Origin of the sequence: Sphaerisporangium sp. NPDC088356 (assembly GCF_040685555.1) — a bacterium.
Lineage (GTDB): Bacteria > Actinomycetota > Actinomycetes > Streptosporangiales > Streptosporangiaceae > Sphaerisporangium.
This window is the reverse complement of the sequence record NZ_JBFBIK010000097.1, coordinates 1-12,055: the sequence shown is the minus strand read 5'-3', so window position 1 is coordinate 12,055 and position 12,055 is coordinate 1. Positions and strand designations below refer to the sequence as shown.

Annotated in this window: 10 protein-coding genes and 1 pseudogene; 6 read left to right on the top strand and 5 right to left on the bottom strand. The window is 67.2% G+C overall.

Annotated features, from left to right (window positions below):
• Window positions 1–101: 101 nt before the first annotated feature.
• Window positions 102–770: a hypothetical protein gene (locus AB0O34_RS27760; protein ID WP_363920234.1), complete on the bottom strand. Its 669-nt coding sequence runs from the start codon at window positions 768–770 to the stop codon at window positions 102–104.
• Between AB0O34_RS27760 and AB0O34_RS27755 the strand changes: the two genes are divergently transcribed.
• From AB0O34_RS27755 to AB0O34_RS27740, 4 genes are read left to right on the top strand one after another with little or no spacing between them, the layout of a single operon-like run.
• Entirely contained in the window at window positions 749–1,798 is a 1,050-nt protein-coding gene (locus tag AB0O34_RS27755) for a carbamate kinase (protein WP_363920232.1), read from the top strand. The genes AB0O34_RS27760 and AB0O34_RS27755 overlap by 22 nt on opposite strands.
• Entirely contained in the window at window positions 1,795–3,342 is a 1,548-nt protein-coding gene (gene fdrA, locus AB0O34_RS27750) for an acyl-CoA synthetase FdrA (RefSeq protein ID WP_363920230.1), read from the top strand. The genes AB0O34_RS27755 and fdrA overlap by 4 nt, the downstream gene beginning before the upstream one ends.
• The gene (locus tag AB0O34_RS27745; protein ID WP_363920228.1) at window positions 3,342–4,514 is read left to right on the top strand and encodes an MSMEG_0565 family glycosyltransferase; all 1,173 of its coding nucleotides are present in this window, start codon (window positions 3,342–3,344) and stop codon (window positions 4,512–4,514) included. Before fdrA ends, AB0O34_RS27745 begins: the two co-directional genes overlap by 1 nt.
• Before the next feature lie 22 nt (window positions 4,515–4,536).
• Entirely contained in the window at window positions 4,537–5,226 is a 690-nt protein-coding gene (locus AB0O34_RS27740) for a 4'-phosphopantetheinyl transferase superfamily protein (RefSeq protein WP_363920226.1), read from the top strand.
• A 274-nt stretch (window positions 5,227–5,500) separates the two neighbouring features.
• Here the strand turns inward: AB0O34_RS27740 and istA are convergent.
• The 3 genes and pseudogenes from istA to AB0O34_RS27725 form a co-directional block, all read right to left on the bottom strand.
• A pseudogene (istA, locus tag AB0O34_RS27735) lies at window positions 5,501–6,286 on the bottom strand (IS21 family transposase); the annotation flags it as partial.
• Window positions 6,287–6,416: 130 nt separating this feature from the next.
• Complete coding sequence (locus tag AB0O34_RS27730) at window positions 6,417–7,061, bottom strand: NYN domain-containing protein (RefSeq protein ID WP_363920224.1); 645 nt, start codon at window positions 7,059–7,061, stop codon at window positions 6,417–6,419.
• Window positions 7,062–7,083: 22 nt separating this feature from the next.
• Window positions 7,084–7,617: a site-specific integrase gene (locus AB0O34_RS27725; RefSeq protein WP_363920222.1), complete on the bottom strand. Its 534-nt coding sequence runs from the start codon at window positions 7,615–7,617 to the stop codon at window positions 7,084–7,086.
• Window positions 7,618–8,470: 853 nt separating this feature from the next.
• Here AB0O34_RS27725 and AB0O34_RS27720 point away from each other — a divergent pair.
• Together AB0O34_RS27720 and AB0O34_RS27715 are read left to right on the top strand one after the other, a co-directional pair.
• Window positions 8,471–8,746, top strand: coding sequence for a hypothetical protein (locus AB0O34_RS27720; protein WP_363920220.1), 276 nt, complete (start codon window positions 8,471–8,473; stop codon window positions 8,744–8,746).
• Between the two features lie 562 nt (window positions 8,747–9,308).
• Complete coding sequence (locus AB0O34_RS27715; RefSeq protein ID WP_363920218.1) at window positions 9,309–10,019, top strand: SDR family NAD(P)-dependent oxidoreductase; 711 nt, start codon at window positions 9,309–9,311, stop codon at window positions 10,017–10,019.
• 239 nt (window positions 10,020–10,258) lie between these two features.
• On the opposite strand, the gene AB0O34_RS27710 is transcribed toward AB0O34_RS27715, so the two are convergent.
• Window positions 10,259–11,512 carry a hypothetical protein gene (locus AB0O34_RS27710; RefSeq protein WP_363920216.1) on the bottom strand — a complete coding sequence of 418 codons (1,254 nt, stop codon included), beginning with the start codon at window positions 11,510–11,512 and terminating at the stop codon, window positions 10,259–10,261.
• Window positions 11,513–12,055: the final 543 nt, after the last annotated feature.

Below are 12,055 nucleotides of genomic sequence, written 5' to 3'. Positions count from 1 at the left end.
TCGGGCCTGCCCCGTACTCCCTGAGATCTTCCATCTACTATAGGAAACTTATCTGTACTTCTATAGGAAAGACCAGGGAGTGGCAAACACAGCCCGCACGGTCAGCCACCGGCGTCCAGTGATCGCCGGAGCCGTTCGGCCAACGCCTCCCGCTCCTCGGCCGAGCGCGCCTCGTGGACGACCTGACCAGCGCCGCCCGCCGTCAGCCGTCCGCTATCGAGGTCGACGAACCCCTGCTCGACAACGTGAACACAGCCCGTGAACGCGTCATCCGGCCGCGTCGTCACCAGCAGCGCGCGTCCGGTGCGGGCATCGGCATCGAGCCGACGGTAGGGAACGAAGGGATCCCCGGGGCGATAGCCGGACTCCTCCAGCACCACCCACCCCGTGTCCGGCGGCGCAGCCGCGAGAGCGGCCACCCGATCCTCGCACTTGACCTCTTCCAGAACCTCCCGATAGCGGATCATGAATGCGGCTCCGGCGATCGACTCGATGTCCAGGCCCTCGACGATCAGGGATTCACTGGAGTCGGCGACCCGGCGGACCATGTCGCGGTGCACGCCCCATGCATCGAGCAGGGGTTGGATGCCCCGCTCGCGGCGACGGAGCTCCTGCGCGACCGCGCCGACGAGCCGTGTGGTCCTGAGGTAGATGTCCGGCTGATGCGGACCGGCAGAGAACGCCCGCTCTGAGATCGCCGCCCACAGGCGGGAGAGCTCTTCGGCTGCCTCCCGAGGACCCGCAGCAGGTGTCGGATCAGGCTCAGTCATTGACCAACTCCTTCCGAACAGTTCACTATCGTAAACGTCTCATCTATTATCGGACATTGAGGTGGGGACAGCTCGTGAACCATGTCGCTGTGGTGGCACTCGGCGGGAACGCCCTGACCCAAGCGGATCAAGAGGGCACTTCCGAGCAGATCGAGAGCAACGCCATCCAGATGGCAACAGGGATTGCGGACCTGTACAGAGCAGGATGGAGGGTGGTCGTCGTTCATGGTAACGGCCCTCAGGTCGGCAACCTGTCGATCCAACAGGAGGGGGGAGGCGATCTCGTGCCACCCCAGCCGTTGCACATCCTCAACGCGATGTCGGAGGGGCAACTGGGCAGCGTCCTCGTGCGCGCGATCGACTCGATCCTCGGCCCCGGTACGGCCGTCGCCGTCATCTCGCACATGACGGTGGACCGCGGGGACCCGGCGTTCCAGACGCCGGTCAAACCCATCGGCCCCTTCTTCACGGAGGCACAGGCACTCGCCCTGTCCGGGCAGCGCGGATGGGACATGAGAGAGGACGCGGGGCGGGGGTACCGGCGGGTGGTCGCGTCTCCACTCCCCATCGAGATGCTGGAGTCGTCCGCTGTCGAGACCCTGCTCTCTGCGGGCAAGATCGTGCTGGCGGCCGGGGGCGGCGGCGTGGCCGTGTCGCGCGAGGGCGGGCGCTACCAGGGCGTCGACGCCGTGATCGACAAGGACTCGGCGGCCGCCCGCCTCGCCCGGTCCGTCGGGGCGGGAGCGATGATCATGGTGACGGGGGTGGACGCGGTCTCCATCGACTTCGGCACCCCACGGGCCCGCGTCGTCCACGAGATGCCCCTCGCCATCGCACAGAAGTATCTGGCGGAAGGCCAGTTCCCCCCAGGCAGCATGGGACCGAAGATGCAGGCGGCGATCGAGTTCGTCCGTGACAGCGGTGGGACGGCGGTCATCACATCCGCCGGGCACATGCTCGGCGCGCTCGACCCGGCTGCCAGCGTCGGTACCCGTATCATCCCGGAACCAGTCGAGAGCATCGTATGAGTACAACGAACCACATCGCCCGAGTCCGCATCGTCCGCGACACGTACTGTGACTCGCTGCGGTTGCTTGTCGCCACCTCGGTGATGTCCGAACAGGAGGACGTCTCCTGGGCCGGCGCGGTCATGGCCACCCCCTCGGGGCTGGAGAACCTCGCCGCCGAGGGGTTCGGCGAGGAGGTCATCGGCACCGCAGGGTCGAACGATCTCGTTCTCGCCGTACGCGCGAGCGACGAGGCCGCGGCGCAGGCCGCTCTCGGCTCCGGCACGGAGGCCGTGTACGCGCAGGCCCCGGCCGAGTCGGAGGGTGACGCCGTCGCGCCGCCACGGACCCTTCGACGGGCCGTGGAGCAGATGCCGGACGCCACCGTGGCGATCGTCTCCGTCCCCGGGGAATACGCTGCGCTGGAGGCCCACCAAGCGCTTTCCGAAGGACTGCACGTACTGCTGTTCAGCGACAACGTCTCCATCGAGGAGGAGGCGGAGCTCAAGAAACGCGGCAACGAGCTCGGCCTGCTGGTGATGGGGCCCGGCGCCGGCACCTCGGTGATCTCGGGCACCGGGCTGGGGTTCGCGAACTCGGTACGCAGGGGGCCGGTCGGCGTCGTCGCCGCCGCCGGCACCGGCGCGCAGGAGGTCTCGGCACTGCTGGATCGCTGGGGCGTCGGCGTTTCGCACGTGATCGGCGTCGGCGGCCGTGACCTGTCCGAGCACATCGGAGGACGGATGGCCAAGGCGGCCGTGCGCATGCTCGACAAGGACCCGGAGACCAAGGCCATCCTCCTGGTCTCCAAGCCGCCGAGCCAGACAGTCGCCCGCGAAGTGCTGGGCCAGTGCACGTCCACCCCGGCGGTGGCCACCTTCCTCGGCCTCGGAGACATGGAGACGCCCTCCGGCGTGCGGCTGGCCCGCACGCTGGAGGACGGTGCGCTCGCCGCCGCCCGGCTGGTCGGCGCCACACCGACGGCGACGTCGGAGGGTGTACGCAGGCAGGTGGAGGACGCGATCGCCGCGCTGGGCGAGGAGCGGCACACCGTCCGGGGGTACTACTCCGGCGGGACGCTCTGCTACGAGGCGCAACTGATCATCGGAGAGCTGCTCGGAGACGTCTACTCGAACGAGCCGCTCCTGCACGATCACACGCTCCCGGCTCCTCCCGGCACGCACGTGCTGCTGGATCTCGGCGCGGAGGAGTACACCGTCGGCCGGCCCCATCCGATGATCGACCCCACCGCCCGCCTGGAGATCATGCGGCGCGAAGCCCGCGATCCGGAGGTCGCGGTGGTGCTGCTCGATGTCGTGCTCGGTTACGGCTCGCACGAGGACCCGGCCGGGCAGCTCGCACCCGTGTTGGCGGAGATCAGCGCGGACGGCGGCCCCCGCGTCGTCGCCTACGTCCTCGGAGCCGACACGGATCCGCAGGGTTACGCCAGGCAACGCGCTGCGCTCGAGCAGGCCGGCTGCCTGGTGACCGAGACCGCGGCACGTGCCGCGTACGCGGCGGCGGCCATCGCGAGCCGCCGGCCCGAACTGGCGGAGGCGCACTGATGACCGGGTACCCGATCTTGCCGCCCGTCGCGCTGGTCACCTACAGCACGAAACCGCGGGGCGGAGTCGCGCACACGCTGGCGCTGGGCGAGGCGCTGAACGCCCTCGGACAGGACGTCGTGATCGTCGGCCTGGGGGACCCGGCGAAGGGCTTCTTCCGGCCGGTCGCCGCCCCGACCTATGTCGTCCCCGCTCCCACCATCTCCGGAGGACTGGAGGAGAAAGTGGCGGCGAACATCGATGCGCTCGAGGCAGCCCTGGCGGGCGTCGCTGCCAGGTACCCCATCCTGCACACCCAGGACTGCATTTCCGCACGGGCGGCGGCGCGCGTGCGGGACGCGGGGGTCCCCAGCAGCGTCGTGCGGACCGTCCATCACGTCGACGACTTCGACAGCCCGTCCCTGATGGACTGCCAGACCCGGGCCATACTCGAACCCGACCGGATCCTGGTGGTGACCAGGACCTGGGAACGGATCCTGCGCGACGAGTACGGCGTCAGTGCGGCCGTCGTCCCCAACGGGGTCGACCTGCTCCGATACCGCGAGGCCGCACCGGAGTTGGTGGCGCGGTTGCGCGCACGAGTCGGTGCGGGCGACCGCCCGATGCTGCTGGCCGTCGGCGGGATCGAGCCGCGCAAGGGCACCGACACGCTCGTGGCCGCCCTGTCTAAGCTGATCAGGAACCGCACCCCGGCGCCGGTGCTGGCGGTGGTCGGCGGCCACTCCTTCCAGGACCACCGGGCCTACCGGGACCGGGTCCTGGCGAGTCTCGACTCTCTCGACCTCACCCTCGGCAAGGACATCGTCGAGCTCGGGACCGTCCCCGAGGAGGAGATGGCGGCCTGGTACGCGGCGGCCGACGTGCTGGCTTTCCCCTCGGTGAAGGAGGGGTTCGGGCTGGCCGCGCTGGAGGCGATGGCGGCCGGCGTTCCCGTGGTGACCAGCGACCTGCCGGTGTTCCGCGAGTGGCTGGTTCCCGGCCGCGACGCCTTGCTGGTCCCCATCGGCGACGCGGACGCGCTGGCGGGCGCACTCGCCGACGCGTTGGACGACCAGGACCTGCGCGACCGGCTGCGTGCCGCCGGGCTACGCCTGGCGGACGACTACACCTGGACGGCCAGCGCACGGCGGCATCTCGAGCTGTACGCGGAGGTTCCCCTGGCCGCACGCTGACTTCAATCTACGGGTGATCCCATTGCCACCTGCGGAGGTCGAACATCTGCGACGCCTGCTTCCTCCGGGCGTGCGCCTCGTCGCGCTCGATCCCGCCCAGGTCGACGTCGCTGCTCCCCATTCGGCCCCGCTCGGCGTCCGAATGCACCCGGCCGAGCTGGCCCTGGTGCCGCGCGGCGACCTGTCGCGGGAGCGGCAGTTCATCGCCGGACGGTTGTGCGCCCGCGCGGCGCTTCGCGAGATCGGCGCGCGGGACGGGCCGCTGCCGATCCGCCCCGACGGCTCGCCGGACTGGCCGGCGGACGTGCGCGGCAGCATCAGCCACAAACCGCGGCTGTGCGTCGCCGCCGTCAGTCGCGCCGCGGCCGTCGGCGGCCTGGGCATCGACCTCGAACCGGCGCAGGAGTTGCCGCTCGCCGTCTGGCGAGGCGTGCTGACCGACGCGGAGCGGGCACGGATCACGGCCGGTCGGGTGCACCACGGAAGGCTCGAACCGCGCCTGATCTTCAGCGCCAAGGAGTCCTACTACAAGTGGTACCGGTCCGTGGGCGGGCTACACGACATCGGCTTTCACGATGTCGAGGTGGACTTCCGGGGAAGCGAGATCCGCTACCACCCACGCGAGCCGCTGCCCACCACCTTTGGACGCTGCGTCGTAGGCGGCAAATGGCTGATCACCATCACCTGGAGCAACCCGCTGAACGAGAGCTGATTTTGGACCCCACGCCGAATGACGCACCGACTTGAACCCCCATGGAAGAGATCAACGGTGTGCCCACGTGGGCACACCGGACCGGCAGGAGTGGGCAGAACGCGGCAGAACCCGGCTCAACCCGATAGGCGCGACCAGCACGAACAGCAAACCCGCAGGTGAGAACCCTGTTACTGGTCCGGTTCGATTCCCGTCACCCGCTCCACACGCGAAGGCCCAGCCTCACACTTATGCGTGGGCTGTCATCTCCCACGGATAGAGATCACCCGGTCCGGAGCCAGTGGGCCAGTTGGGTGTTGAAGTCCTGCGGGCAGGCAAAATCGCGGCCGGGCAGAAACGAGGTCTCCAGGTAGCCGTTGGCCCGCTCAACCAGCCCCTCGGCCTCGGGACCGCCCGGTTTGCATTGCAGGATGCGCACTCCCAGTGCTCCGCGAAAAGCGTTGGCGTCCGCGGTGAGCTGCGGTTTGCCGCCTCGCCACTGGCCGATCGCGGACTCGTTGTCCCACACCAGCGTCTTGGGCACCGCGCCCAGCTCCGACAACAAAGTCCAGTGTCCGGCGAACAGGTCCCCTGCCGTGCGCGAGGGCAGCATCCGGGCCGTCATCCACCGTGAGTAGCCGCTGACCATGACCAGCACCGGCGGGCCGGCCAGATGCCCAGCCCCCACTGGCACCTTCACCGCAGGGAACCACAGATCGCATTGGGCCAGCTCACCAGCTTGATAAGTGGTCCGCGACGCTGGATCGACGGGCTTGAACCGCGGTCGCAGCACGCGGATCCGGTCTTTGAGGACCGTGAGCGAGCGCTCCCAGCCGATCCGTTCGGCGATCACCGTCGCGGGCATGGCCGGAAACTCCGCCAGCAGCGCCCGGATCTGCGGCTCGGCCGCATCCACGATCGATCCCTTGCTCGGACGCTCGTACTTCGGCGGTGTATCGGCCGCCAGCGCCAGTTTCACGGTGTTCCTCGAGATGCTCATATGCCGAGCGATCGCCTTGATCGGCATCCCTTCGGCTCGATGCAACCGGCGGATCTCCGCCCAGTCCTCCACCTTGATCACCCTCCAGAGTGACTACAAGGGGGTCACTATTCGGCCGCCGCCAGGGGGTCACCGTTCGCGCGTCGTCAACACCTCAGGCCTGCAATATCAGTAGCCTATTCCCAAGCTGCCAGCGCGGGTTAGATTCCCGTCATCCGCTCCACTTCCCTGGGCGTTGGTAGATCCGCCCATCTGAACCAGGAACAGCCTCAGGGAGCAGCGAGGCTTGAAGGTGCTTTTCAGGTATCGCGAACGAGACCACCCGTCCTGAGAAGTCGTGCTTCGGACCAACGCGGCCGGGCGGGCACGCAATCATCACCGGTCGGGTAGGGGCCAGCCGAAGCGAGGCCTCGACTGCAGGGCGAAAGTCTGTGTCAGTCGACATGAGCAGTGACATATCACCGTAAGCGGATGCCGCATCCATGGTCATGGCCACTGCCAGCGCCACATCGGTCAGCTTCTCCTCGTACGTATGGAACGTCTGCGTAGGATCACACGCGCAGGTCCATCGGGAGCCGCAGTCCCTACACCGCGCGGTCTTCTTCTTGAAGTGGCCGCGGACGATCTCCAGCTCGGGACAGTGCGCAGCCAGGGCGGCAAGGTAGGTCTCCTGCCTCAGGGCCGCGTCAGGTTCGCCCTTGACGATCGCCGTGAAGTACCTGACCTTGAGCACTTCGTCATGCTGGCGGATCTGCCGTACCAACTCGACGAGGTCGAGCCACAAGTACGCACGGCCGTACTTGCTCTTCAGCCCGTGGTACAGGTTGAAGCCGTCGACGTACGCGACCACATCCACCAGCAGACACCTCCACCATTGGTCAGCCTCGCCGATGGTAGCTACCATGGAGGTACACGAAGTTGGTTACGGCCAACTGGGCGGCCCCGCAAGGGGCCGCATTTTTTTCGGCCGCGACAGCCACGTGCCCGTTCCGTGCCCGTTCCGTGCCCGTCAGAAGGGTGATCAAGGGGGACTCACGGGAAGCACGGATACTCGGAGCACTCCGCCGCAGGTCAACGTTTCGCCAGGTCAGCACCCAAGCCGCGTCAGGGGACGATTCCCAACCCGGGCCTTGATTGTTTCTGGGGCCTAATCGATCTTCCGTGCAATTAACGTGCAATTGGCCCACGGGCACGAGCACGCCCGCCGGCCCGTCATCGTCCTCCTCACCCTCTCCGGTGATGTGCTTGTCGATCGCATCGGTGATCGACTTGTCGGCCCCACGTACGGCGTGCTGATAGATCATCGCTGCCCTGACGTTGTCGTGCCCCATGCGGGCCATAAGGTCTTTGAGTCCCGCACCGGACTCTGCGGCGAGCATGTTGCCCGTGTGTCGAAGGTCGTGGAAGTGCATGCCTGGATGCCCCTCTCCTTGACCACATCCACCGACCGCGTACGGGTGTTGAACCCACTACGACGGAGCGGACCACCCTTGACGCCGGGGAACACCAGGGCATCGGGTTCGTCCTTGACGTAGGTGTTCAGGTGCTCCCGCAGGACCATCACGATTGCCTTGGGGATGCCGACGATACGACGACCGGCCTTGGACTTGGGAGGACCGAGCACCAGTCCCCGGTCGACCGTTCGATGAAGGCCGCCCGGACCCGGACCGTCCCCGTCGAGGTCGACATCCGTACGACGGAGCGCACTCACCTCCCCCCATCGCAGGCTCGCGAACGCGGCGAGGAGAACCAGGGCGCTGAAGCGTCGATCATGGACGCACTCGGCCCGGCCCCCGACGCCCATGGTCCACAGCGTTCCCTCGGCCGCGTTCGGTCACCGAACAGTCGACAGACCGTCCCAGGTTTCGGTTCCGGTTGCAGTTCAGGGTGATTCAGAGCCGTTCAGGCTAGACTGCGCATGCGCGCTGACCTGCATTGAACGTCCTGCAACCATGATCGTCGGAGCTTTAATCCGTAGGTTCAGGGTTCGAGTGCCCGGCGACCCACCCTTAATGAGCGGGGCACACTCCCCGATTCCATGATCCGACGCCCGCCCGAGGTTCCAGTCGTCAGCAGCGGGTTGCAGCCGCCGGCCTTGCGATCCCCCCACAGCCCCTGGCCATCCGAGTTGCCGCATAGCTCACCGGCCTCGATGTGACCTGGGTGTAACTTCGCGCCTCAGCCCGGCTCACGAAAGGTGTTTGGTGATCCCCCCATCATGAGAACATCGATTTTGGGGCCAGCACCACATGTGAGGGAGCGAACATGGTTCTGGGCGGCATGGTTATGCTCTACGGCCCCCCGCTGTTCTTGGCCGTCGGGGCGCTTCTGATCAGTTCGTCCCACGCCTTGCCCAAGATCGTTTACCTGGCCGTGTTCCTAGGGTTATCAATCTCGCTAACGACTCTGATCGCCGTCTCATGGCCTGACGCGGTTGGCCCATGGGCCTTCATATTCGGTCCTGCCGTTGTGATTGCAGCGATACGCCTAGTAGTGGCACTCGTCATCGATCTGCCTTCCGGAAATTCTGTCGGCGAGTGAGCATCGCACTCTCTGCCTGTTGGTGTTTGTTGAAGAAGATGACCAACGATTCGGCCAGGTGCGGGTATGCGGGGCTTACATCAGCCGGTACATCAACCTGGGCTCACGCCGCCCCGCACACACACACGTGAGTGGTCGCGTGGAGTCCAGGTCAGGCCGCAACGCCGAGGCGAACCATCATGGTGCCTACTCCTGAAAGCGCGGGGTCAGCGGCTTGATCGTCGTGCGATCAGCGTGCGATCAGCGTGCGATCAGCGTGCGATCAGACAAGGTGAAGAGGAGGCAACCACGGCCACTCAGGACCAGCCTGCCGCCCTGGTCAGCGGCCCTACGTGGCCGGATCCCTACAATTCCCAAGCTGACAGCGCGGGTTCGATTCCCGTCATCCGCTTCGTCCCTCAACCGGCCCACCGGGAAATCTGATTACTGTCGTGCCTGCTGCTGATGCCTTGGGGTACGTCAACCACTACCTCACCACAGGCTCCCCGTGCCAAGCGACCACATGCCAAGCGACCACATGCCAGAAATCACCCAGGGCCGCGGTCAGGCGTCGAGGCATACGATGATCACGCTGCAGCGCCGAGGATGGGGAGCCGCCATGGGTCACGTGCTGGTTACCGGAGCCACCGGCGGGATCGGGGGGGCGCTGGTCGGCGCGCTGGTAGAGGCCGGGCATCGGGTGACCGCCGTGGGGCGCGACGTCGGGCGGCTGAACGTGCCGGGGATCGAGGTGGATCTAACCGAGCCCGGAACGCTGGCCGCCTCGGTGGGAGCGCTGGAGGATGCGAGGGAGTTGGGGGATGTACAGGCGCTGGTGCATTGCGCCGGTATCTCGCCCGTTGCCGCCGTCGCCGACGCCGACCCCGAAACGTGGCGGCGGACGCTCGCGGTAAACGTGTCCTCCGCCGCCGAACTGGCCCGGCTGACGTTACCCGCGTTACGGCGCTCCCACGGTCACGTCATCTTCGTCAACGCCGCGCCTGGAATGACCGGGGTCGCGCGCTGGTCGGTCTTCATCGCCAGCAAGGCAGCGCTGCGCGAGCTGGCCGATTCACTGCGCGAGGAAGAGGCAGCGCACGGAGTACGCGTTACCACGATTTATCCCGGCCCCACTGCGACCGACCTGCTGGGCGAGGTCAGGAGCACCTTTGGTCGCCCGTACGATCCTGAACTGTGCATCCGACCGGAGACGCTCGCCGCAATGATCGTCTGGGTGCTGAGCGCACCCCCTGACGCCTACGCCTGCGAATTGTCCGTACTGCCATCGCCCTGACCGCTCAGTCGCCGAAGAGTCGATCGCCGTCACCCGCTCACGTGGCAAAGGGCCAGGTCACCGGGTATCCGAGGGCCTATCCTTCGGTCCTCATCGGTTTCTCCGATTTTCACGCCGCCGCCGAGTCCGGCCGTTCCAGTCTCCCCTGATGTCACACAGGTGTTCGGCAACGGCGACCAGCAGGACCGCAAGCGCGCCCCGGAGGCAGGGCGCGCGCTATCGCGTATCGAGAGGAGACGTCAGGAGATGGTGAGCGTGCCGTTCGCGTTACGGGCGCACCTGACGATCGTGCGGGGCGTGGCGGTGAGGGCGCCGGTCAGGCACTGGCCGAGGACGGCGTGGCCCGCGGCGTTGGGGTGCCACGACTCCTGGCAGGTCTGGAAGTAGGTGACGCAGGTGTTGGCCAGCCGCTGGATGCCGATCTTGTCCCAGCCGGACAGGCTGGTGACGGGCGTGCCGGACGGCCCGTCCTGCACCCGGAGCGGCGTGGCGAGCACGCCCGTCGGGCTGCCAGGGTTCTCGCAGAGCCGGGCCCCGTCGAAGGCGTTCTGGACGTCCAGCACGCGCAGGTCGGCCGTCGGACGCTCGGCCGCCAGCGTGGTGTAGGCGTTCTTCACCAGGGAGCCGAGGTTCTGGGAGAACACGTGTCCGGGGGCGAGGCTCGCGCGGTGGATCGGGCAGCCGGCGGCGTACCGCTCGGCGCCGAGGGCGCGGAACTTGTCGCGGGTGTCAGTGCGGTCGTCCTCGTCCCAGTACTGCGGGGCGACGTCGAGCGGCAGCGGGTTGGTGTAGGTCTGCAGGACTACACGGTGGACACCGTCGGCGTCGACTTGGGCAAGTGTGTCGAGGATCTGGCGCAGGGCGGCGGTGGTCTCGGTGGTGGCGGCGGCGACCTCGGCGTCGGAGGCCAGGTCCGAGACGGTGCAGGGCTTCTGCGGCACCTCGCCGTTCAGGTAGGCCCAGAACTCCCACCAGCCCGTCCAGGCGTCGGCGATGAAGCGGTTGGCACACAGCGTGGCCACGTCGCCGAAGGTGAACTGGGCGTTGTTGGAGCCGAGGCCGATGAGGACGACGTCGATGTCGTGGGTCTGGGCGACGGCACGTAGCTGGTCGAGTTGCGAGGCAACGGAGCGGCCATTGGCGCGGGCGCTGGAGGGGTTGGCGATGTCGGCGGGCTGGCCGCCGGAGCAGGCGAGGTTGAAGCGGTCCTGAATGCCGGAGAGTGAAGCCTTGAACAACGAGGCGTTCGCCGACCGGTGGCAGAAGTAGGCGTTGCTGTTGGCCGCCGACCAGCCGGGGAAGGCCTGTGCCGTCCCGGAGGCGTCGACGACGGGCTGGTAGTCCCCTGCACCCTCCCCGCTGACGAAGCTGTCGCCGAGCGCGACGGCGGCGGTGGGCAGGGCCGCCTGCACCGCTCCGCCCTGGACGACTTGGATGCCGACCGCGCCCACCATGAGCGCGGCCATCGCGGCGGCACGCCAGAGAACCCTCACAACTCCCTCATTTCCTACTAAACAAGCATGAAATAATGGATATTAGGATCACAACATGCCGTACCGATGGCGTCAAGATCTCCATGAGATGATCCAGCCGCTTCACCCAAGAGATCGCCTATCCCTCTGATCGTCAAGCATGCGTTTGCTTGATCAGCCTCGTCTCCTGGCGGGTGCCCCTACTGACTCCCGCACTCTGGAACAGGCGGTGCCGAGGTCAGCCATCAGCGACACCTCCCCATCTGTACGGAGGCTCCTGCCGAGCCAGGACTGCGGAGCGTCTACATCGCAGAAATCGTCGAAGAGGACGTGCACGACATAGTCGAGATTCCCGACCTCGCCGGGGTTCAGCCCCACCTCACGTTGCCAGGACGGACTCGCAAGTGCGACAACTGCCGGGACGACATGAAGGCGGTACCGGGGAAAGTCGATGCCATGATCGACCACTCTTCGGCCTCTTTCCTTCAGATCGTCGCCATACGCTGGCAGCGAAGCGGCACAGCGGGCGTTCCGCCTGCTCGGCCTGCTGGACGTGCCGTCGTT

Bases quoted from the DNA above. Each gene is read 5' to 3' on its own strand.
- AB0O34_RS27760 (WP_363920234.1), bottom strand. From the start codon at position 770: ATGACTGAGCCTGATCCGACACCTGCTGCGGGTCCTCGGGAGGCAGCC.
- fdrA (WP_363920230.1), top strand. From the start codon at position 1,795: ATGAGTACAACGAACCACATCGCCCGAGTCCGCATCGTCCGCGACACG.
- AB0O34_RS27745 (WP_363920228.1), top strand. From the start codon at position 3,342: ATGACCGGGTACCCGATCTTGCCGCCCGTCGCGCTGGTCACCTACAGC.
- AB0O34_RS27725 (WP_363920222.1), bottom strand. From the start codon at position 7,617: ATGCACTTCCACGACCTTCGACACACGGGCAACATGCTCGCCGCAGAG.
- AB0O34_RS27720 (WP_363920220.1), top strand. From the start codon at position 8,471: ATGGTTCTGGGCGGCATGGTTATGCTCTACGGCCCCCCGCTGTTCTTG.
- AB0O34_RS27715 (WP_363920218.1), top strand. From the start codon at position 9,309: ATGATCACGCTGCAGCGCCGAGGATGGGGAGCCGCCATGGGTCACGTG.